The sequence below is a fragment of the Micromonospora echinofusca genome (assembly GCF_900091445.1).
Lineage (GTDB): Bacteria > Actinomycetota > Actinomycetes > Mycobacteriales > Micromonosporaceae > Micromonospora > Micromonospora echinofusca.
This window is the reverse complement of the sequence record NZ_LT607733.1, coordinates 2043595-2064823: the sequence shown is the minus strand read 5'-3', so window position 1 is coordinate 2064823 and position 21229 is coordinate 2043595. Positions and strand designations below refer to the sequence as shown.

Here is a 21229-nt window from a genome sequence, read left to right as displayed (position 1 = left end):
CTCTCAGTGGGCCGGGGCCAGGGACGCTTCGTCGCTGAAGACTTCCGGGCGCTCCTCGTCGACCAGCAGCTGGACCCGGTCCACGGCGGTGTGGATCCGGTGGATCACCTCCGCTCTGCTGGAGCCCGTGGCGATGACGTATCCCAGGCGGTCGTAGGCGTTCCGTGGTGGTCGCACGGACGTGCCGGGGGACGCCGTCACGGTCACCTGTTCGACGCCGTCGAGGCGCTCGATCTCCGCCGCGCCCGCGGTACCCCGGAGCGTCCCGGGTCGCGGAGCCACCAGGAACTCGATCCCGGCGTACCCGTGCGTGGCCGAGGAGAGCCGGGTCGGTTCTCCGACGGCTGCCGCGAGCTGCGCGGCGAGCAGGTTGGAGCCGGTGGCGAGGCGGTAGAGCTCGGGGATCATCCCGCCGGCCGGGCGGGGATTGATCTCGATGATGGCCGGGCCGGACGGCGTGAGGCGTACCTCGGTGTGGGTCGCCCCGTGTGACATCCCGACCGTGGCGAGCGCCCGCAGGACGGCATCCACCATTTCGGTTGCCTGATCCGTCGGCAGGTCCGCGGGGAAGACGTGACCGAGCTCCACGAAGTGCGGCCCACCGGTCACCCGCTTCTCGGTGATCCCGAGACAGCGGTTCCCGGTGCTCTCGCCGAACACCTCGACGCTGAACTCGGCACCCCGCAGGTACTCCTCGACCAGTGCGCAGCGGGCGGTCGGCATTCCCCGGACGTTGAAGCGCATCCCCAGGACCGTCGCCACGTGCGCGGTCGCCTCCTCGACGGTGGCGCAGAGCAGCACGGCGTTCGAGGAGGAGTCGTCCGCGGGCTTCACCACGCACGGCAGTCCGACCTCGCTCACCGCGGCAGCGGCCCGTGCCGGGTCCGTCACCGCGACGAACCGGGGTTGCCGGATCCCGCTGTCCCGCAGCGCCTCCCGCAGCAGGGCCTTGTTCCGGCAGGCGGCTACGGCTGCCGGCGGGTTGCCCGGCAGTCCCAGCCAGTGGGCCAGCTCGGCGGCGAGCACGGTGTAGAAGTCGCTCGTCGTCGTCACCCCGGCGAGCTGTTCACGACGGAACCTGCCCTGGATGAGCGAGCGCAGGCCCGGCAGGTCGTGAGTCCCGCAGACGAGGACCTCGCAGTCGGTGTCGGCGAGCCCCGGGTAGCGGTCGGGGCGGTCGGTGAGCAGTACCGGACGCAGCCCCATCCGTCGCGCGACGCTCAGGGCGAGCACGCCGGTCCCGCTCGTGTTCGCCTCCAGGAACAACAGGTACCGCTCGCCGTTCGTGCGCGGGACGTCGTCCGTCCGCGACCAGCTCACGGCGACCTCGCCGGGGTTGATCGGACGCGGCAGGTCCGCCGCGTCCATCTCGTGGAGGCGGTCGGCGGCCCATCCGTCGTCGTAGACGGTCTGCGCGTACCGGTCGCCGCGGTCGGGGAAGATGCCGACGATGCGGGTACCGGGCTCCGCCCGGCGAGCCACGTCCTTCAACACCTGATAGACCGACCCCGACGTGTTGCCGCCGAAGATCTGCTGCTCGCGGGCCAGGTCACGGGTGGCGCCGAACGCCTCCCGGTCGTTGAGCCAGTGCACCTCGTCGATCTGGCGGCGGTCCAGGTTGGCGGGTTCGAGGCTGTTGCCGAGTCCGCCCTGCAGCCTGTTGGGCACGTCCGGTTGACCGAACAGCACGCTGCCCACGCAGTCCACCCCCACCACTCGCAGCTCGGGCAGCGCGCGGCGCAGCGCACGGGCCGAGCCGCACAGCGATCCACCGGTGCCGACCGCCCCGACCAGGACGTCGAAGGAGGTGAGGTCCCCCAGCAGCTCGCCGGCCAGGGACCGGTACGCACCCGGGTTGTCCGGGTTCCGGTACTGCTCGGGGAAGAACGCACCCGGCAGGCCTTCGAGGAGCTCGTGCAGCCGTTCGAGGCGGGCGCCCTGCCAGCCCTGGCGGGACATCCGGTCGACGACGTGCACCTGGCAGCCCAGGGCGCGCAGCTTGGCGAGCGTCACGGGGTCGATGCGGGGGTCGGTGACGACGTGCACCGGATGTCCCAGGGCGGTGCCGACGAGGGCGACTCCCAGCGCCATCGTGCCGGAGGAACTCTCGACGATCGGCGCGCCCGGTTGGAGTACGCCCAGTCGTCTGGCCTCGAGGATCACGTGGCGGGCGACTCGGTCCTTCATCGCGAAGAGGTTCTGGAGTTCGAGTTTGGCGTACACCTGGACGCGCGGGTCGACATCCATCCTCAGCCTGATCAACGGCGTGTGCCCGATGGCGTCGACGACGTTCTGGAAGATCACGCGCTGGCCCCCGATCCTGCGTAGGTGCCGATGTCGTTCGCGCCCATCCGGGCCGTTCCGCTCAAGATCGTCATTCTTCCCCGATTCGACGCTGACACCCGAGCAGTGCCCGAGCGGAACCTCGCCGTTCACGACGGTCGTCCCACTGCTGCCGGAGGAGCCGGAAATCGTCTGCCTGGCTGGCGAGCAGGTCGGCCAACGCCTGGGGATTGACCGAGCCCGTCGACCGCTTGTCACGAATTGCGTTCTCGATGTCGAAGGCGTTGGCGAGCACGCGTGCGGCGTCGGAGACCTGGTATCCGTGCCGGCCGGCGACCTCGGCCAACAGCCCGGGGTCTCCGGGGTGGGGCGGGAGGTCGGCGGAGACGGCGGCGGCGATGTACTGCCCGACGACGATCTGCGCGTCGCGCCAGGGAATCCCGTCGTTGAGGGTCAGGTCGTTCGCCAGTGTGAACGCGCCGAGATACTCCCGCCGGCAGGCCTCCCGCATCCGGTCGGATCGGAAACGCAGGTTGTCGATGACGGTCGAGAAGAGCCGCAGAGCCGTCCGCGTGGTGGAGACGGAGACGTGGAGGTTCGCGGTCGCCTCCTTGGACACCTCCACCATGTTGGAATAGGGCGTCGAGCGTTGGGCGAGGACGATGTCCACACCGAAGGCGCCGAGATGCGCCAGCTTTCCGCGGATCCGCTCCAGGATCGGGAAGTTCTTCTTCTGCGGCATCGCCGCCGAGATGCCGGAAAGCTCGTCAGGTAGGTCGATGAAGGCGTATTCGTTGCTACCCCAGGTCATGAGGTCGGTGACGAAGCGGCTCAGTTCGGCACCCAAGATGGAGAATTCCGCCATCATCTCCAGGGCCAGCGACCGGGACGCCACCGCGGTCAGGGCGTGCGGAACCGGTCCCGCGAAGCCGAGCAGGTGCGCCATGCGGTGACGGTCCCAGGGCAGCTGCTGACCTGCCATCGAGCCCGCGCCGAGCGGTGAGAGGTCGTTGCTGTCATAGGTGGCGAGCCAGCGGCGCAGGTTGTGCAGGATCTGCTGGGACAGGGCGGCCAGGTAGAAGCCGGGAGTGATCACCTGGGCTGCCTGGAGATGGGTGTATCCCGGCATCAGCATGTCGGTCGTAGCGTTGGCGAGTCGATGGACAGCCTCACCGAGGCCCAGCAGGTCCTCCGCCGCCCCACCGAACCACTCGCGTGCCGCGAGGGCGTGTGCGGTCGCCTGGGAGTCGTTACGACTGCGGTCGACGTGCCAGGTCGGGACCGGCTCGGTCAGCTGACGATGCACCCACTGCTCGATGGCCATCGACGTGTCGGACATGTTGGTGGCGGGGTCGGCGCTGAGCGTGGATTCGTCGATCCTGCCAAGTATGTCCGTGATGTCTCGCCGTTGATCGCCGGTGACGACTCCCATCCGCTCGTACTCGAACAGGAGAGCCACTTCCACGGCGAGATAGTGCGGAAGCAGGTGAGTCATGTCGAAGATGAACTGCGGCCGGAGGATTTCTTCATGCACCTGACGGGACGGGCCGCTGGACAAGCGTCCTGACATCAGGGCGGAGCCCTCGGGTACGAGTTGCAACTGAAGACCTCCGTTACGCTGTTGCGCGGCCGGACTGCAGCCCGAATCCGCGCCCTGGGCGCGTGACATCGCCTGCGGGTCAGACCGCCTCGAATGGAAGGCAGTCATTTGAGGAAGGTGCGACGATCCACAAGGAAAGACGCGATCGGCGGCGCTGGACGAATTCGACGTTTGCCGTCAGCAGACATCAAGCCAACTCCCCCGTGGAGCGACTACAGATGGCGCAAGCGACGGAGCGTGGAACTACAGTTCGCGCCAATAAGCGATCTTCGGTGGGGCGAGCGTAGCCGCGCCCCACGCGCCCACGCAAGGCACCGCATTCGCGCGCTATGTCTGGTAGGGGGCGTATTTGCTCATCCGGGCACCCGGCTCTGAAGTATCCGCCTAGACGCCCTAGCGATGGTGGGAGCTTTCCCCCGCGTCCGAGGCCACCCCTGGCTATTTCTACTGCTGGAATGGCCGGCGACCTGGACGGGCTGAGTGTCTATGGCGCCTGGAAAATCGGAACGCGTCAGGGGATTTAGGCCGGTTCGAGTTGACCCCGATCATCGTCAGCCAACACGGGACAGCGCCTGTCCACACGTGGCATATTCAAGCAGGATTCCAGGCTCCGTCGATGACGCCTGACTAGAAGCCGCTCCGCGGCCACCGCCCGTGCGGGCGGTCATGGCATCGCGACTTCCCGGGACGGCGGCCACTTCCCGCCACCTGATCGACCGACGGTGGGCAATGCCTGTCGGTGGTGGACGCACCCGAAGGGTCGGAGAGGACGGCCGACAGCCACTCCAGCACCGCCGGCGACTGCGCCCGATTCCCACAAGGAGCGGGACCACGCAGCCGCCGTGCCGCCGATCGCTCACCCGATGGTGTCACTCCTGGCGCCGCGGCGTGTCGGGACCCCCGGCCCTGACCCAGGAGCCACGCTGCCCGGAGGGCCGCCGACGGGGCACCCAGGGGCGGGCACGCCAGCGGCAAGTGGCCGGAACACCATGACTTGACGGGCGACATGTTATCGCTCACAGTCGATGGCCAGAGACGACGACACCTGCGGCTCACCGGGCGAGCCTGCTTCGTCAATCTCGAATCCGCCGTGCGCCGGGGCATGCAGACGTCCTGTCGACGCCTGCACCCGGCCACACCTCGCGGTACGCCCATCTTCGCGTAGACCGTTCGGCTCGGTCATCAAAGGAGGATCATGTCTGCCTCAGGTACATCTCCGTCGATCGTGAGAAGACGCAGGGTGACCAGCACCGCCCTGGTGTCGGCTGGCACCGTCCTGCTGGCCTCGGTCGCAGTCGCCGGGGCGATGCCGGCCGGGGCCGCCGCCGCCGGCTGCGCCGTGGACCACACGGTGTCGTCTCAGTGGCCGGGTGGCTTCGGTGCCAACGTCATCATCACCAACCTCGGTGATCCGCTCACGAGCTGGACGCTGACCTGGACCTACAGTGCCGGCCAGACCGTCACGCAGGCCTGGAACACGGCTCTCACCCAGAGCGGTCCCGCGGTCACCGCCAAGAACGTCAGTCACAACGGCGCCATCCCGACGAACGGCACCACCTCCTTCGGCTTCAACGGCTCGTGGACCGGCAGCAACCCCGCTCCCACCAACTTCGCCCTGAACGGGGTGGCCTGCACCGGCGGCACGGCCCCGACCACCCCGCCGACCACGCCACCGTCCACCACGCCGCCCCCCAGCGGGCCAGCAGACATCACGGTCGACAGCGCGACCAGGTACCAGACGATCGACGGGTTTGGAGCCGCGACACCGATCTGGGGTGGCACCTGGTCGGCAGCGGAGACGCAGACCCTGGTCGGGATGGGCGCCAACCAGCTGGGCCTGTCGATCGTGCGTACCGGCATCTCGCCGGTCTCCGGTGAATGGCCGACACAGGTGAACGCCCTGAAGACGGCGAAGTCGTACGGGTCGGGGGTGAAGATCCTCGGGTCGCCGTGGACAGCGCCGGCAGCGTGGAAGACCAACAACAGCCGGACCAACGGTGGCAAGTTGAAGACCGACTACTACGACGACTACGCGAACCATCTGAACAGCTACGTCCAGTACATGCGCAGCCAGGGGGTGACCGTTGATGTCACCTCGGTGCAGAACGAGCCGGACTGGCACCCGAACTACGACTCGATGGACTGGAGCGGCACCGAGCTGCGGAACTTCGTCCGCGACCAGGGTACGAAGGTGCAGAACACCAAGCTCATGGTGGCCGAGGCGGTGAACCTGAACTACAACTACACCGACCCGACACTGAACGACACGAGTGCCCGGAACAACATCGGCTACATCGGCGGACACCTGTACGGCACCGAGGACTCCGGTCGACTGAAGCCGTACTCCCTGGCCGACCAGCACAACAAGCCGGTGTGGATGACCGAGTGGAACCTGCACGAGGCCGACGGCAGTGGCTCCAACATCTGGGGCAATCCCGGCAACCAGGCAGTCTGGAACGAGACGCTCGACGACATCATGCGCACGGTGCACAAATCGATGGAATCGAACTGGAGTGCCTACATCTGGTGGTACGGCAAGCGCTACTACTCCTTCATCGGCGACGGGGAGGCCGCCTACGGCACGACCGCGGGTGCTCCGATGAAGCGTGGGTACGCGTTCTCGCAGTACGCCAAGTACGTCCGCCCCGGTTACCAGCGGGTCGCCCTGACGAAGAGTTCCAAGGCCGCACCGCTGGAGGTCACCGCCTACCAGGGTGGTGGAAAGATCACGCTGGTGATCCTCAACCGCTCGGCAACCGCGGTCGACAATGCCGTGATCCAGGCACCGCAGAACGTGACGAGGGCGGAGCACTACCTCACCTCGCAGAACGCCAATGCGGCCAGCCAGCCGACCAGCGTGAACGGAGGACAGGTCAGCGTCAACATCGGCGCACGCAGCATCTCCACGGTCGTCTTCACCCTCTGAAGATTCCCCACCGCGCTCGTCGCATCGCGTTCGGGCGGGTGGGTGGGTGCCGGCACCGCAGCACCCGCACCCACCCGCCCCGTCCCCGGGTCAGCCCGAGGTCTGCCGCCGGCGCGGGGCCAGATCGGCCAGCACCCGCCCGCCTGGGTCGCACCAGGCCAGCGAGCCGGCGACTCCGGTAGTGAGGGGACGCTTCGCCCGCCAGACCCGCAGCTCCCGGACTCGCCGGCTGCGGGCGTACCGACCAGCGGTGGATCGAACCGCGGCTGAACAGTACGAACGGCCCGGTCGTCGGCACCTGCACCGCGGGAGGCACCGGCGGCTGGCACAACTGGACGATTACCACCTCTGCGCAGCGAACGGGGGCAGGCCCTCGACGGCCTGCCCCTGCACGTGGGGTCGAGCGCGAGGTGGTTCTCGAAAGCGAGCGATGCCGCACGGTGGCGCGGACGATGCCGTCCGCGCCACCGTGAGTACCGGTTCACAACCTCCGCGACCAGCCGACGCCTTCTCAGGGATCCTGCTGTGGTTCGCTGTGCCGACGGTACGGTCGGCCTAACCGATGCGGATCAGTTGCCACTGCTGGTTGTTGCCACCCCAGTCGGCGTACTGGACGATGTTGGCCCCGTCGGCGGTGGACGCGTTCTGCACCTCCACGGCCTTGCCGCTGTTGCGGTTGATCACACGCACGTAGCCGCCGGCTGACTCGGCGAGCCGGAACTGCTGGTTCGTGCCGTTGCCGTCGCTCCACTGCACGATCGCCGCGGCATCGGCGGTGGAGAAGTTGTAGACGTCCAGCACCTTGCCGGAATGCCGGGACTTCAACCGGTAGTAGCCGCCACCCGAGTCCACGAACTGCCACTGCTGCTGGTTGCCGTTGTTCCTGGCCCACTGGGTGATCCGGGCGCCGTCATTGGTCGCTAGGTTGTACACGTCCAGGGCCTTGCCACTGTGCCGGTTCACCAGCACGTACCAGGCACTGGTGTCCACCGGGGTGCCCGGCGGAGGCGTGGAGGGCGGGTTGACGCCGGCGTTCAGGGCGTTGAGAACGGAGGTGTACGCCGGCTTCTTGTTGCCTGATCGATCGAACAACAGGGCGTCGTCGGTGCCGCGCCAGGAGTCGCTGTCCCGCACACCCCAGACGGTGATGCCGTTGCAGCGCGAGACGGCCAGGCAGGCGCGGGTGACCGTCGCGTAGATGTTGGCCTGGTTGGAGCCGGTCATGACGTCGAGTTCGGTGATCTGCACGTCGACGCCGAGGTCGGCGAAGCGCTGCAGGTTGGCCTGGTAGTCGCCCGGGATCGAGGTGCCCAGGTGGGACTGGAAACCGACACAGTCGATCGGCACGCCACGGGCCTTGAAGTCCCGCACCATGTTGTAGATGCCGGTCGACTTCGCATTGACGCCGTCGGTGTTGTAGTCGTTGTAGCACAACTTGGCGCCGGGATCGGCCGCCCTGGCTGCGCGGAACGCCGCCTCGATCCAGTCGTTGCCCGTACGCTGCAGGTTCGAGTCACGCCGACCGCCGCTACCGCCGTCGGCGAACGCCTCGTTGACCACGTCCCAGGAGTGGATCTGCCCTCGGAAATGGGCGGCCACCTGGGTGACATGGTTGATCGCGGCGTTACGCAAGGTGGCGCCGGACAGACCCTGCGCCCAACCCGGTTGCTGCGCGTGCCAGAGCAGGGCGTGACCGCGCACGCTCATGCCGTTGGCCCGTGCGTGACTGACGAGACGATCGCCGCCCGTGTAGTTGAACCGACCCTGTTGCGGCTCGGTGGCGTCCCACTTCATCTCGTTCTCGGCGACGACACTGTTGAATTCGCGGTTGAGGATGCCGACGTACTGGCTGTCGGAGAGCTTGCCCGTCGCGACGGCCGCGCCGAAGTAGCGCCCCTTCTCGGCGGCGGACGCCTTCAGGGTCGTGCCGGCACTGGCCGTCGAGGCCAGCGCCACCGTCATACCCGCGGTCAGTGCGACGACGAGAGTCGCCGTCGACAGCAGGGTTCTCTTGATTTTCATGTCGTTCCTTCTTCGTTGTCCTCAGCGGTGATGGTGATGTGCCATTTCGCTCAGGCGAGCCGGTCCGGAACGGCGGACGCGGTTCGCTGACGGTCAGACGGGTGGGTGGCGACGCCTCCCAGGCGCCTTCGCCGGTCATCGCCCGGTCCGCGCCGGCACGGCAGCCCTCTCGGCTGTCGTACACAGCTGCTGATGGTCCTGAGACGGGGCCTGGGATGCCCTGGGCGCGAGGTCCGGCCAGCGGGCTCGCCCGGTGAGCCACGGCTGCCGTCATTCTCGACATCGAGAGTGAGCGATAACATTCGATTCGTCAAGACGTGCCGGCGCCGCCATGCCACACCTCCGGGACACCGTCGGCGCGCGCCGGGCGCGGCCCGCATCGCCATCGGCGCACGTCCGCACGATCAGGTGCGGCGGACGAAAAGCCGGCGACGGTCATGTCGGAACGCGGCATCCCGACCGGGTGCCCCGGGCGACGGCCTGGGGGCAGAAAAGCCGGAGGCAGTTCATGTTAGCGATATCATGGCCGGCCGAGCGGCGAGCTCCGGGCTGTGCCTCGTCGCGCCGGGATGCTGCCGGCGTACGTCAGGTTGCGGGGGACGCGGTGCTCTGACCGACCGTGAGGGTGGTCGCCAGTTCCGGCCGGAGCTGCCCCGGGTCGGCAACCGCGCGCCGGGCGTCAACGCCACCATCGAGGCCCGCTTCTCGCAGGGCGCGCCATGGCAGATCAACATCATCTCGTACGACGAGCCGACCCAGGCCGCAGCCACCGGAACGACCGGCTCCGCAGCGCGCCGACAGACAGGCCGCACCCGCTACTGGCGGCCGAGAACGGGTTGACGACCAAGACCAGCAATCGACGCTCACGACTGCGGTGCGGTGACCAGCCCAGTCTCGTAGGCGAGGATCACCAGTTGGGCGCGATCACGAACATGGAGCTTGGCCATCGCGCGGTTGACATGAGTCTTGGCGGTCATCGGACTGATCACCAGGTGCTGCGCGATCTCCTCGTTGGACATCCCTCGCGCGACGAGCGTGACAACCTCGCGCTCCCGGCTCGTCAGTTGCTCGAGGGCCGAGTCGGCGCGTGTCCGGATCGGCCGGGACACGTACTCGCTGATCAGTTTGCGGGTGATGGACGGCGCGAGCAGGGCGTCGCCACGGGCGGCGACCCGTACGGCATGGAGTAGGTCGGCGGGCTCGATGGTCTTGACGAGGAACCCGGTGGCACCGGCGCGCAGGGCGTTGAAGACATACTCGTCGAAACCGTAGTTGGTCAGGACGACGACGTGTACGCCAGTCAGATCGGGGTTCGCGGCGATCTGTCGGGTCGCCTCGATACCGTCCATGACGGGCATCTGGATGTCGATCAGCACGACGTCCGGCCTGTGCCGAGCGACCAGCGCAACGGCTTCGCTACCGTCGGCGGCCTCGCCGACGACCTCGATGTCGTCCTCGGCGGCGAGCAGCGCGCGGAATCCGCCCCGCAGCAGTGGCTGGTCGTCGACGAGCAGGACCCGAATCATGGCGCGCCGTCCACGGGAACGGTGGCTTGTACGGTGAAGCCACCGTCGCGTCGGGGGCCGGCCTCCAGCCGGCCGCCGAGGGCGGTGACGCGTTCGCGCATGCCGAGCAGCCCGACACCGGGTACCGGATCGGTCCTCGGGGTGGCTTTGCCGTCGTCGTCGATTCGTACGGTGAGCGTGTCCGGTCCGTAGCTGATGCGCACCGATGCGGTGGCCGGGCCGGCGTGGCGGGCGACGTTGGTCAGTGCCTCCTGGGTGATCCGGTACGCGGCCCGACTCACCGCACTCGGCAGTTGGCGTCGGTGCCCAGCTACGGTCAGGGTCGCCGTCACGCCGGTCGAGCGTGCCCGTTGCACCAGCTCGTCGATCTGCTCGAGCCCGTGCGGGGAGTGTTGCTCGTCGCCGCGCAGCGCTCCGAGCGTGGCGCGCAGTTCCCGGGTCGCCTCGCGGGCGGCCTCCTCGACCGCCGCCAGCGCTGGCGGTGCCTCCTCCCCCCGTTTTCGCGCGAGATGCACGGCCACGCCGGCCTGCACCTTGATGACCGAGATCTGGTGGGTGAGCGAGTCGTGCAGTTCTCGCGCGATGCGTAGCCGCTCCTCACTGGCACGACGACCAGCGATCTCCTCCCGCGTCCGCTCCGCTTCCTTCGCCCGTTGTTCGGCCTGCCGCAGCGCTTCGCCGGCCGCTGCGCAGGCGAGGACCCACCCCAGCCCGAGGACGCCTTGGGCGAACGCCTCACCCGCCCGGGGGCCGCCAGGAGACACCAGGGCCACGAACGGCTGTGCGGCGAGCACGATCGCGGCTACCACCAGCACGGGGCGACGGTGACCGGAACGGGTTGCGGCGTACACCGCGAACAGCAACGCCACGGGTGGCACCTCGAAGCCGAGCGCCTGGTAGGCCAGCACACACCCGGCTGTCACGACCAGCACGCCGACCGGCGCCCGGCGACGTAGGGCAAGGACCAGCCCGTCGACTGCGAGCAGCACGAATCCCAGCAGGCGCAGATCGGTCCGCTCGGGTGCGACGGAGGCTCCGGCGACCAGGAGCATCGCGGCCACGCATACGGCGAGCCCCCAATGCCGTACCCCGGCCGCGATCTTGCCCATGCGGGCACCCTAACCGGTTCACGTCGGCGGCGACGTCGCCTGCGGGGACGATCGGCGGCGTACCGCGAACGCGGTAGACGCGGCGGCGCGTGCGGCGGACATGGTAGGCGCGTGCCGCGCGCGCGGCAGCCGAGAGTGCCCACGTCGGCGGGACGACCGGTGGTTGATTCGCGGCCATGATCTAGGCACCGGCGGACGCAGATCTGATCGTGGGAGGACCAACAATGTCAACGTACGTAAGGCACGTCACCCCCGTCGCGCCCGAGCGGGCCAACGGCCTGGTGTCCAGGGTCTACGAGCAGGTCAACGCCGAGGCAAGCAGCATCGGCCCCGCTGTGCAGATGACCTCACCGGCGCCGGAGATCCTTGCCGCCGGCTGGAGCCTCACCCGCGAAGCGCAACTCGTCGGAGCCGCACCCGTCCTTGACAAGACGCTGGTGGCGCTCGGCGTGTCACAGGCGAACCATTGCCACTACGACACGCTTGCCTGGCTGGGCGCCCTGCGGCTACTCGGCCGGCCGGACCTGGCTGACGCCATCGACCGGGGCGAACAACCTGCCGACGTGCGGCTCGCGGCACTGCTCGACTGGGCCCGATCAACCGCCACTGCGGGCGCCCCCGCGCCACTGCCCGGCGAACCGGTCGCCGAATACTTCGGAACAGCACTGTTCAGCCACTTCATCAACCGCATGGTGCTCGCCATGCTGCCTGCCGGCCTCACGCCCGGCACCCTGAACCCCGCCGACGAGCCTGCCTTCGCGGGCGCCCCGGTGTTGCGGCCATGGCGGACCGACCGGGTGTCCGGCGCGAGTCTGTCCCTGCTGGCCGGCCTGCCTGAAGGGCAACTACCGGAGTGGGCCGGTGGTGCCCCGGCAGGCAGGGCGTACGCCACCCTGGTCGCCGTGGCCGGGCAAGGAGCCGGCCTGCTCACCCCTGCCGCCCGCGATGTCGTGTCCAGCGTCATCGGCACACATCGGGGCCGCCGGACCACCGACACCGACCAACTGGACGAGCCGCTCTCAAGGCTGCCCGATCAGGAACAGACCGGGGCGCGCGTGGCCATCCTCGCCGGACTCGCACCCGATGCCCTCACCAACGACCAGGTTGCCGCCTGGCGGGGGACAGACCGGCGGTACTCCGACCACTGCACCGTCTATCTACTCGCGTACGGCGCGATGGCGGCCGTCGGCCACATCGAAGCAGATCTCGCCGGGACTTACGCAACGGGAGCACGCGGTGCTTAGCCGAACCGCCCAGGCGCTCGCTCTGCTGTCCACCGGGCTGCTCGCCGGCGCGTTCGCCTACGCCCTCGCCTCCGTCGTCCCCACCTTCGACGCGGTCCCCCTGGACGTCCACCTGCAGTACCGCACAGCGCTCATGTACATGAACGGCATCTTCATGCAGGCGCTGATGGCAGTCAGCCTGCTCACCTCGTTCTGGCTCGCGATCACGCTGCGCGTCGCCACCCGGTGGTACGCCGCCGCAGCGGGCGTACTCGCACTCACCTCCCTGCTCGTCACCCGGTTCGGAAACGTCCCCATCAACGGAAGGATCAAGACATGGTCCGTGGCCTCGCTCCCGCCCGACCACGCCGAACTCCTGCAACGCTGGGAGGTCTACCACGACATCCGCACCGCCACGGCCGTCACCGCGTTCGTCCTGCTGCTCGTCCTGATCGACAAGACACGCGCGGTCGCGGTGACGACGCTTCCCTGAGCTGGTCGGCACGCGGTACTCGTCGTGGTCGTTGGCGAGGTCGGCGAACAGCTGGTCGGGCGCCGAGTGCGTACCGGCGGGACCTTGTCGATCAGCGCCGGTTCGTCCATGCGCCACGGGTATAGGTTCGGTGGGTGGATGTGGTCGCCGCCTGCCGGGCCTTCGTCGCCGTCAGCGGCCACGGCAGCTTCACCTCCGGCGCCGCCGCCGCGGGCATCCCCCAGTCGGTCGCCAGTCGCCGCATCGCCGCGCTGGAAAAGCACTTCGGGGCGCGGCTGTTCGACCGGTCGTCCCGGGCGGTCCGGTTGACGTCGTTCGGGCAGGACATGCTGCCGTCGGCACGGCGCCTGGTCGACCTCGCCGACGCCATGGGCGACGACGCCGAGCGGGCACGGATGCGCCCGCTGCGGGTCGCCGTACCTGAGATCTGCCCGCCGCACCGCCTCGCCGATCTGGTGGTCGCGGCACGACGGCAGCGGATGCACCTGGAGGTCCGGCCGGCCGGCCCGCAGGAGCGCGCCCGGCTCTGCCGGACCTTGGAGGTCGGTGCCGGCATCGTGGCCGTTCCGGAGGCGGCGGCAGCCTGGCGGGTGCCGCTCGGGCTGGCCGCCCGGACCCCCTTCCCGGCGCCGACGGTGTTCCTGGAGACGCTGCGCAGCGGCCGAGCCCGTACGCAGGCACGCCGGCGGATCCTGGTCCAGCCCGAAGACGACGTCGCGCACCTGCGGGACCCACTGACCCGTGCCGGCCAGTCGGCCGGCCTGGTGCCGGCTCAGGTGACGGTCGCGTCGTCCCTCGTCGACGCCGCCGCAGCGGCCCTCGACTCCCCCGACCTGCTGCTCTGCTCACATCAGCAGGCCGAGGACTTCGGACTGCACTGGCGTCCCCTCGCCGGCCCGCGGCTCCTGCGGGGCTACGACGTCGCCGCCGGCGTACGTGAGGACCTCGACCAGATCGGCACGGTCCTGTACGGGGACATCGCACGGTGCCTGGGCGCGCCCGACGGTCACCCGGGGTCAGCCGGGGGTCGCGCACCCGGTGACCGGTCGCCGGGAGGTCCGGCATGAGCGCCATCGCCGTCGTACGCAACGCCCAGGACCTGCTTGACGAGGCGGGGCTGCACGGCGCCTTCCTGGTCCGCAACCTCGACACCGGCGAGGAGATCGGCTTCGACGCGGACACCCCGTATCCGGCGGCGTCGCTGGTGAAGGTGCCGCTGGCGGTCGCCGTCGAGGAACGGATCGCGCGCGGGGAACTCGATCCGGCGACGCCGGTCGACGTCCCGCCCGGTCGTATCATCACCCCGGGCCCGACCGGGCTGAGCCGCTTCCGCCATCCCGCGCGGATCGCCGTGGAGGACCTGCTCTACCTGAGCACCTGCATCAGCGACGGTGTCGCCGCCGACGCCCTGTTCGACCTCACCCCGCCGGCCGCGGTCGCCGCCGAGCTGCGGCGACTGCGCATCGACGGCATCGCCGTACGGCACCGGGTCGGTGACCTCGCCGACACGCCGGCGGAACGTCTCGGCCCCGACGACGTGCACCTGGCCCACTCCCTCGCCATCGGCGCGGTGACCCCCGGGCATGGCCACCCGGTCGCCCAGCTCGACGTCACCCGCGCCAACTCCGGGTCGGCCCGGGCCTTCGTCGACCTGCTGCAGGCCCTCTGGCGGCCGTCGGCGATCAAGGAGACCGCTGCCGCGCGGGTACGCGCCCTGATGGGCGACAACCTGCACCGGCAGCGGCTGGCCCCCGACTTCACCTCCGACGCCTCCCGCTGGTCGTCCAAGACCGGCACCCTGCTGCATCTGCGCCACGAGGTGGGCGTGGTCGACCACGCCGACGGGCAGTCGTACGCGGTCGCCGCGCTCACCGCCTCCCGGGTACCCGCCGTCGCCCAACCCGGTGGCGAGGCGGCGATGGCACAGGTCGCCCGCTGCCTGCACGACCACCTGCGGACGGGTGCCCTGCCCTGGTGGAGTTAGTCAGCTGGTGGCCCCGGCCCGCCGCTCGCGCGAACCGCGTCACCACCGCACCGTGACATTCCGCGGCAGCCGGCACACCGTCACAACGCGGCGATCACGACCTCCGTTGCCCGGGCGATGAGGGCGTTGTCGTAGCCGGCGTCCTCTTCGTCGCGGCTGGACAGCACCGCGAGGACGATCGGCGCGCGGTTCGGGGGCCAGATCACCGCGATGTCGTTGCGGGTGCCGTACCCGCCGGCGCCGGTCTTGTCACCGACGACCCAGCCGTCGGGGACTCCGGCGCGGATCAGCTCGTCGCCGGTGGTGTTGCCCCGCAGCCAACCGGTGAGCACGTCGCGGTCCGCGGGTTCGAGGGCGTCGCCGACGGCGTACGCCCGCAGGTCCTGGGCCAGGGCTCGCGCGGTGCTGGTGTCCCGCCGGTCACCCGGCCTCGCCTCGTTGAGCGCGGTCTCGTAGCGCGCCGCATCGGTGACCTTGTCTCCGACCTCGCGCAGTTCCTTCTCGAACTTCCGCGGTCCGCCGAGCTGGCGCAACAGCAGGTTACCGGCGGTGTTGTCGCTGTACCGCACGGCGGCGTCGGCGATCGCGCGCAGCGTCATGCCGTCGGCGACGTGCAGCTGGGTGATCGGCGAGTAGGTCACCAGGTCGTCCGCCGAGTACCGCACCACCCGGTCCAGCTCGGCGTCGGTGGTCTCGTCGAGGACCTCCGCGGCGGCCAGGGCCTTGAACGTCGAGGTGTACGCGAACCGGTCGTCGGCCCGGTACCCCACCGTCCGGCCGGTTCCGGTGTCGATCGCGTAGACCCCCAGCCGCGCGTCGAACTTCTTCTCCAGCTGCCGGAACTCGTGGTCCCGGTCGGGAGTGGATGACGCGGGGGCCGGCACCGCACGGTCCCGCGTCGGCTGTTCGGCGGCACCGGCGGGGCCGCAGGCCGCCAGGGACATCACTGCCACCGCGCTCACCAGTCGGTGTGTCGCAGAAACCATCATCGCTCTCCCTATTCGTGCGTTGGGCCCGGTGCCGGACGGTGCCGGGCTTGCAGGACTCGACGCTGGCAGCGATCCCGCATGTGGTCGAAGACAGAAGCCGCGGTGTTCATGCCAATTGGGCATCGCCGCCGCGGACTTCATCGCCTTCAGTGAGCCGAACCACGACACGGGAATGGGTCAGCCCGCTACCGCGGCAGCACCGTCGGCCATGTCGAGGCTGCCGTAGCCGGGGCACAGCGATCCGCTCCGCAGCCGAAGGCCCATTCACGCCACCTCACCGCCCTGTCCGCGTTGCTTCGATGGTGGGCGAATCATCCATGCCCAGCATCCGTGGGACCACAGGTGCGGCATCCGGTATCCGCAGCAGCGCCCGGACCGGGGAATGCCGCGACAGCGGCACCGCCAGCGCCGACAGCAACCGGCCCCCGCCACGCCCGGCGTCGTGGTGCTCGTGTGCACGAACCCCGCGAGGAGTAGCGGACGACCTCAGGTCACCAGGCCCCGGCGGTACGCGTACACCACGGCTTGCACCCGGTCGCGTAGGTCGAGCTTGGTGAGGATGCGGGACACGTACGTCTTGACCGTCTCCTGGCTGATCACCAGGGCTGCGGCGATCTCGCTGTTGGACAGGCCCTCCGCGATGAGCCGGAGCACCTCCAGCTCGCGCGGGGTCAGCGCGCCGCCGTTCGGGTCGCCTTCGGCCGGGCGGATGCGGGCCGCGTACCTGCCCACCAGATGCCGGGTCACCTCCGGGGCCAGCAGCGCGGCGCCCGTCGCCACCGTGCGGATGCCGTGGAGCAGCTGCGCCGGTGGGGCGTCCTTGAGCAGGAAGCCGCTGGCGCCCGCACGCAGTGCCTCGTAGACGTACTCGTCGAGGTTGAACGTCGTCACCACGAGGACCTTCACCGGGTCGGGGACCCCGGCGCCGGCCAGCAGGCGGGTCGCCTCGATGCCGTCGAGCACCGGCATCCGGACGTCCATCACCACCACGTCCGGCCGCAGCCGAGCGGCCAGGTCGACCCCCGTGCGCCCGTCGCCGCACTCGCCGACGACCTCCATGTCGGGCTGGGCGTCGATGATCGTCGCGAACCCGGCGCGGATCAGCTCCTGGTCGTCGCAGACCAGCACCCGGATCGGCGCGGTCACGACGGGTTCCCGGCCGGAATCCGGGCCCGCACGAGGAAGCCGCCGTCGGCCTGGGCGCCAGCGCTGAAGTCGCCACCGAGGGCGGTGACCCGCTCGCGGAGCCCGACGAGGCCGCGCCCGCTGCCGCCCGGGGACGCGCTGCCGGATCCGGAGCTGTCGGTGCTGACCTCCACGGTCGTCTCCCTTTCCCCGTGGTGAAGGCGAACCTTGGTCCGGCTGCCGTGCGCGTGCTTCAACGCGTTCGTCAGCGCCTCCTGCACCACCCGGTACGCCGCCTCCTCGGCGCTGCCGGTGGCCGTCGCCGGCGTGCCCTCCCGGACGAACTCGACCGGCTGCCCGGCCTGCCGGGAACGGTCGACGAGGGTGTCCAGGTCGCCGACGGAGGGCGTACGAGGGTCGCCTGTGCTGTGATCCGGGTTGAGCAGGTCGAGCAGCTGCCGCAGGTCGCCGACGGCCCGGCGGCCGGTGCCGGTGATCGCGGTCAAGGCCTGGTCCAGCTTGTCCGGGGCGCCCGTCAGGTAGCGCGCCGCCTCGGCCTGCACGACCATCGCCGTAACGTGGTGGGTGACGATGTCGTGCAGCTCCCGGGCGATGCGCGTGCGCTCCGCCGTGCGGGTGGCCTGCTCGACATGGCGGCGGCGTTCCGCCTCGGCGGCCCGGTTCTGGCGCAGCCACGCCCCGATGCCCCACGCGAGCGCCAGCAACAGGTAGAAGGTGGTGAACCCGGCGACGCCCTCACCCGAGCCGAGCCGGTCGAGGGAGATCGCCAGGGGCACGTACGCCGCCGAGGCGAGACCCGCGACGACCCAGCGGCGCCGCTCCAGGTGAGCGCCGGCGCTGATGAGCGCAATGGCCAGTCCCGTACCCGCGATGGTGTGGTAGCCGCGGAGCTGGTCGATCGCGAAGCCGAGCGACACCAGCGCGAGGCAGACGGCCGGCCACCGACGGCGTACGGCCAGCGGCAGGCACTCCAGGGCGACGACACCGACGGTCAGCGCGTCGTACGGGCGGTCCGGGAGGTCACCGAGCTGCGTACCCTGCCGCTCCAGGGCCGGGACCACCGCCGCGAGGGCCAAGGCCAGCGCGAACGGGAGGTCCCGGACCGCGATCGGCCACTGCCGCCACAGATCCGGGAGCCTCCGGAACTTGCTCACTGGGACACCGTAGCGGTTGCCGGGGCGTGCGCCGTGCGGCCGCGGCGCGGGACGACGCGCCCGCGGCGCTTGGCCAGCCACAGGAACACCACGGTCAGCACCACGCCGGCCAGCACCGCGTACGGGCTGCCCTCCGGCCCGAAAGCGCCGCCGCTGAGCGCGACCGGCCCCGACGTCGAGGCCTCAAGCAGCCCCTTCGACTCGCCGTTACCCGACACGGCGACGCTGAAGATGCCGCCGGCGGCGAAATTCCAGCCGAAGTGCAGGCCGATCGGGACCCACAGGTTCCGGGTGGCGGCGTAACACGCGGCCAGCATGAACCCGGCCTCGATCGCGATGGCGGTCGCCCCCCACAGGCTGGCGTCCGGGTTCACCAGGTGCATCGCGCCGAACACCACGCCGGTCAGGGCGAGCGCGACCCAGGTGCCCGTACGCTCCTCGATGATGCGGAACAGCACCCCCCGGAACAGCAGCTCCTCGGCGACCGCGACGGCCGCCATGAGCCCGAGCAGACCCAGCGCTCGCGTCGGCGAACCCCAGCCCTCGACGTGATAGCCGCCGAGGAACGCGATGTTGGCGATGACGGCCGCGAACATGGCGAAGCCGATGAGCGTCCCGCGGCCCAGCTTCCCGCCCCAACCGTCCGGGCCGAGCTCGATGGGCTCACGGCGCTCGGTGCGCCGCACGACCCACCGGTAGACGACCACGCCCAGCACCGCCGTCACAGTGCCGATCACCAAGGTGAGGAAGAAACTGCCCTCGACGGCGGCGACACTCTGCCCGCCGACGAGGGCGACGGCGGCGACGGCGAGAAGCTGTTTGACGAAGCGCATGATGACTCCTTCGCAGTCCGCGACGGGAGCGCCGCGGACACAAAGAAACCTATGGAGTTCCGCCGCCACAATCGTCCCCGTACGGTGGACACTTGCGGGTAGCTCGCACGGGGGACAAGGCCCCCTCCGGAGTCCGGCCACCCGGTCGGACATGGCGAGATCCGCCGCTCGCCGCACCCCGTCCGGCCGTGGGACCTGGGTGACGTGGAGCGTGCTCATCTGAGCGGCACCGCCAGAGCCAGCCGTTGTCCCGGGCGGTGCGGAACACGTCCGCCCGGTTGGCCAGCGAGCACCATATCCACGAGCTCGCGACAACGGCCGCTGTGGCGGTGCATGGCAGCTGCTGGCACGGCATCTGCGGGAGGCGCGGAGTGCGGCCCGGGTGCGTCAGAGATCAGCGACGCAGCCGCCGACCGTTGAAGAGCAGCCGAGTGCAGCTCCGTGTCGCTCTATTTCGTCCGAGCTGCCGCCCCTGCGGCGTGAGAGGTGTCACGAGTAGCCGTAGTCGATACGCGGAATGTCGGTACCGTCGATCGCGGCCTGGAACACAGCCGTCCAACGCTGCCACCAGCCGCTGCCGCTACTCATCGGTCATGTCGTTGTGTCGTAAGGCTGTTCCACCGGTTCTTGCCCGGGCGGTCCGGCCGTGGCCGGACCGCCCGTCGGTTGGTCAGGCGCGGGTGCGCTGACGCAGCCGGGTCGAAATGACCGCGCCGACTGCCATGAGGACCGCGACGGCCAGGGACGGCAGGGCGTCGGGCCGGTGCAGCAGTTCCCCCGTCGACCCGGCGTTGCCCAGTTGGTAGAGCGTGCCCAGCAGGAGGGTGGGAGCGACGGCAATCAGCAGTCGCTGGTCGGCCGTCGCCACCCACAGGAAGGCGACTGCCCCGACGATCACCATGGTGGCGGCAACGATCTGCGAGCTCATGTCGACCCTGCGGAAGCCTTCCGCAGGGATCAGATGCAGGGCGAGGATGCCGGCGGTGACCAGAACGGCGTTGGCCCGGGGCGTCGGCGGCACGTCCGCCGGACGCCGCAGGCCCACCATGATCAAAGGCGTGGCGACAACCGGTGCCCACCACTGCGGCAGGCCGTTGAGGAACAGGTACGGGGAGATTGCGGTCGGCACCACCACCGCAGCTACCACCAGGACGGCAGCGGTGCGGGTGCGGCCCGCGACGAGCGCCACCAGCGCCGCGATCACCATGACCGCGTAGATGCCCTGATCCCGCAGGACGGCCAGGGGGTCCAAGAATCCGCCGAACTGGAACGCCTCGACGAGGTCGTCCAGGCCGATGAGCGCGCCCAGCGCCAGCACCGCCATGGCACCCAGGTGGATGCCCTGCCAGAGCAGCACGGCGGTGGGCCGGGCCGCGGTGCTGCCACCGTGCACCTGTAGGGCGCCCCGGATCAGCGAGGCCGCCTCCCGGACGCTGGGCCAGCGGCGGGTGGTCGGTTCCTCGCCGATCAACGTGTCGATCAGTTCGTCGGCACGTTCGCGGCGATAGCCGGCCGGATAGGCCCGCAGCAGCATGCGGTAACGCTTCTCCAGAACATCAGAACTCATGCTGGTCTGATCCTCGCGATAGAAGGTTGATGGGTGCTTCCCTGCGGGAAGCTCCGGTGCGGCAGGCGATCCATGACCACCCGGGCGGCTCGGGCGAGCCGGTCGGCTTCCTCGGCGAGTACGCGGTGGCCCTCGTCGGTGAGCCGGTAGTAGCGGCGGGCACGCCCGTTGACGATCTCTTCACCGTCGGCGGTGATGAGCCCCTCGCCGAGCAGCCGATCGATCACCGAGTACAGCGAGCCGGCAGCGAGTGTCACCCGCTCATCGGACAGCTCAGTCACCCGCTTGATCACGGCATACCCGTGGAGAGGGCCACCGAGTAGGGCAGCAAGGACGAAGTACGACGGTTCCTGTGGGTTCTCAGTGAAGTTGAT

Annotated in this window: 17 protein-coding genes; 6 read left to right on the top strand and 11 right to left on the bottom strand. The window is 69.9% G+C overall.

Annotation, left to right across the window (positions count from 1 at the left end; all coding sequences use genetic code 11):
- Positions 1-3: 3 nt before the first annotated feature.
- Both GA0070610_RS09435 and GA0070610_RS09430 read right to left on the bottom strand, forming a co-directional pair.
- On the bottom strand, positions 4-2304 hold the full coding sequence (locus tag GA0070610_RS09435; RefSeq protein ID WP_088999668.1) for a pyridoxal-phosphate dependent enzyme: 2301 nt from the start codon (positions 2302-2304) through the stop codon (positions 4-6).
- 70 nt (positions 2305-2374) lie between these two features.
- Entirely contained in the window at positions 2375-3991 is a 1617-nt protein-coding gene (locus GA0070610_RS09430) for an argininosuccinate lyase (protein ID WP_088999667.1), read from the bottom strand.
- Positions 3992-5078: 1087 nt separating this feature from the next.
- Here GA0070610_RS09430 and GA0070610_RS09425 point away from each other — a divergent pair.
- The gene (locus GA0070610_RS09425) at positions 5079-6809 is read left to right on the top strand and encodes a cellulose binding domain-containing protein (protein WP_172896484.1); all 1731 of its coding nucleotides are present in this window, start codon (positions 5079-5081) and stop codon (positions 6807-6809) included.
- 555 nt (positions 6810-7364) lie between these two features.
- Here GA0070610_RS09425 and GA0070610_RS09420 read toward each other — a convergent pair.
- Positions 7365-8831 (bottom strand): endo-1,4-beta-xylanase, encoded by a 1467-nt coding sequence (locus GA0070610_RS09420; RefSeq protein WP_088999665.1) that lies wholly within the window; start codon positions 8829-8831, stop codon positions 7365-7367.
- A gap of 522 nt (positions 8832-9353) precedes the next feature.
- On the opposite strand from GA0070610_RS09420, the gene GA0070610_RS30445 reads away from it, so the two are divergent.
- Positions 9354-9671: a hypothetical protein gene (locus GA0070610_RS30445; RefSeq protein ID WP_157747110.1), complete on the top strand. Its 318-nt coding sequence runs from the start codon at positions 9354-9356 to the stop codon at positions 9669-9671.
- Between the two features lie 23 nt (positions 9672-9694).
- On the opposite strand, the gene GA0070610_RS09415 is transcribed toward GA0070610_RS30445, so the two are convergent.
- Positions 9695-10357, bottom strand: a complete 663-nt coding sequence (locus tag GA0070610_RS09415) for a response regulator (RefSeq protein WP_088999664.1) — start codon at positions 10355-10357, stop codon at positions 9695-9697.
- Positions 10354-11466: a sensor histidine kinase gene (locus tag GA0070610_RS09410; protein WP_088999663.1), complete on the bottom strand. Its 1113-nt coding sequence runs from the start codon at positions 11464-11466 to the stop codon at positions 10354-10356. The genes GA0070610_RS09415 and GA0070610_RS09410 overlap by 4 nt, the downstream gene beginning before the upstream one ends.
- A gap of 224 nt (positions 11467-11690) precedes the next feature.
- Between GA0070610_RS09410 and GA0070610_RS31100 the strand changes: the two genes are divergently transcribed.
- The 4 genes from GA0070610_RS31100 to GA0070610_RS09395 all read left to right on the top strand — a co-directional run bounded on the left by GA0070610_RS31100 (position 11691) and on the right by GA0070610_RS09395 (position 15166).
- On the top strand, positions 11691-12710 hold the full coding sequence (locus tag GA0070610_RS31100; protein WP_197697816.1) for a carboxymuconolactone decarboxylase family protein: 1020 nt from the start codon (positions 11691-11693) through the stop codon (positions 12708-12710).
- Positions 12703-13182, top strand: a complete 480-nt coding sequence (locus tag GA0070610_RS09405) for a DUF1772 domain-containing protein (protein WP_197697815.1) — start codon at positions 12703-12705, stop codon at positions 13180-13182. Before GA0070610_RS31100 ends, GA0070610_RS09405 begins: the two co-directional genes overlap by 8 nt.
- A gap of 134 nt (positions 13183-13316) precedes the next feature.
- Positions 13317-14249: a LysR family transcriptional regulator gene (locus GA0070610_RS09400; RefSeq protein ID WP_088999661.1), complete on the top strand. Its 933-nt coding sequence runs from the start codon at positions 13317-13319 to the stop codon at positions 14247-14249.
- Positions 14246-15166, top strand: coding sequence for a serine hydrolase (locus tag GA0070610_RS09395; RefSeq protein WP_088999660.1), 921 nt, complete (start codon positions 14246-14248; stop codon positions 15164-15166). The genes GA0070610_RS09400 and GA0070610_RS09395 overlap by 4 nt, the downstream gene beginning before the upstream one ends.
- A gap of 80 nt (positions 15167-15246) precedes the next feature.
- Here GA0070610_RS09395 and bla read toward each other — a convergent pair whose 3' ends face one another.
- The 6 genes from bla to GA0070610_RS09365 all read right to left on the bottom strand — a co-directional run bounded on the left by bla (position 15247) and on the right by GA0070610_RS09365 (position 21229).
- Entirely contained in the window at positions 15247-16155 is a 909-nt protein-coding gene (gene bla / locus GA0070610_RS09390; RefSeq protein ID WP_392567296.1) for a class A beta-lactamase, read from the bottom strand.
- A 486-nt stretch (positions 16156-16641) separates the two neighbouring features.
- On the bottom strand, positions 16642-17301 hold the full coding sequence (locus GA0070610_RS09385; RefSeq protein ID WP_088999659.1) for a response regulator: 660 nt from the start codon (positions 17299-17301) through the stop codon (positions 16642-16644).
- Positions 17298-18455: a sensor histidine kinase gene (locus GA0070610_RS09380; RefSeq protein WP_088999658.1), complete on the bottom strand. Its 1158-nt coding sequence runs from the start codon at positions 18453-18455 to the stop codon at positions 17298-17300. The genes GA0070610_RS09385 and GA0070610_RS09380 overlap by 4 nt, the downstream gene beginning before the upstream one ends.
- Positions 18452-19288, bottom strand: coding sequence for a CPBP family intramembrane glutamic endopeptidase (locus GA0070610_RS09375; RefSeq protein WP_088999657.1), 837 nt, complete (start codon positions 19286-19288; stop codon positions 18452-18454). The genes GA0070610_RS09380 and GA0070610_RS09375 overlap by 4 nt, the downstream gene beginning before the upstream one ends.
- Positions 19289-19958: 670 nt before the next feature.
- Positions 19959-20855, bottom strand: a complete 897-nt coding sequence (locus tag GA0070610_RS09370) for a hypothetical protein (protein ID WP_088999656.1) — start codon at positions 20853-20855, stop codon at positions 19959-19961.
- A complete protein-coding gene (locus tag GA0070610_RS09365) occupies positions 20852-21229 on the bottom strand; it encodes a PadR family transcriptional regulator (RefSeq protein WP_088999655.1) in 378 nt (125 codons plus the stop codon). The genes GA0070610_RS09370 and GA0070610_RS09365 overlap by 4 nt, the downstream gene beginning before the upstream one ends.

Coding starts and splice junctions, on each gene's coding strand:
- GA0070610_RS09430 (WP_088999667.1), bottom strand. CDS start 3,991: ATGACTGCCTTCCATTCGAGGCGGTCTGACCCGCAGGCGATGTCACGC.
- GA0070610_RS09425 (WP_172896484.1), top strand. CDS start 5,079: ATGTCTGCCTCAGGTACATCTCCGTCGATCGTGAGAAGACGCAGGGTG.
- GA0070610_RS09420 (WP_088999665.1), bottom strand. CDS start 8,831: ATGAAAATCAAGAGAACCCTGCTGTCGACGGCGACTCTCGTCGTCGCA.
- GA0070610_RS30445 (WP_157747110.1), top strand. CDS start 9,354: ATGGCCGGCCGAGCGGCGAGCTCCGGGCTGTGCCTCGTCGCGCCGGGA.
- GA0070610_RS09415 (WP_088999664.1), bottom strand. CDS start 10,357: ATGATTCGGGTCCTGCTCGTCGACGACCAGCCACTGCTGCGGGGCGGA.
- GA0070610_RS09410 (WP_088999663.1), bottom strand. CDS start 11,466: ATGGGCAAGATCGCGGCCGGGGTACGGCATTGGGGGCTCGCCGTATGC.
- GA0070610_RS31100 (WP_197697816.1), top strand. CDS start 11,691: ATGTCAACGTACGTAAGGCACGTCACCCCCGTCGCGCCCGAGCGGGCC.
- GA0070610_RS09395 (WP_088999660.1), top strand. CDS start 14,246: ATGAGCGCCATCGCCGTCGTACGCAACGCCCAGGACCTGCTTGACGAG.
- bla (WP_392567296.1), bottom strand. CDS start 16,155: ATGATGGTTTCTGCGACACACCGACTGGTGAGCGCGGTGGCAGTGATG.
- GA0070610_RS09375 (WP_088999657.1), bottom strand. CDS start 19,288: ATGCGCTTCGTCAAACAGCTTCTCGCCGTCGCCGCCGTCGCCCTCGTC.
- GA0070610_RS09370 (WP_088999656.1), bottom strand. CDS start 20,855: ATGAGTTCTGATGTTCTGGAGAAGCGTTACCGCATGCTGCTGCGGGCC.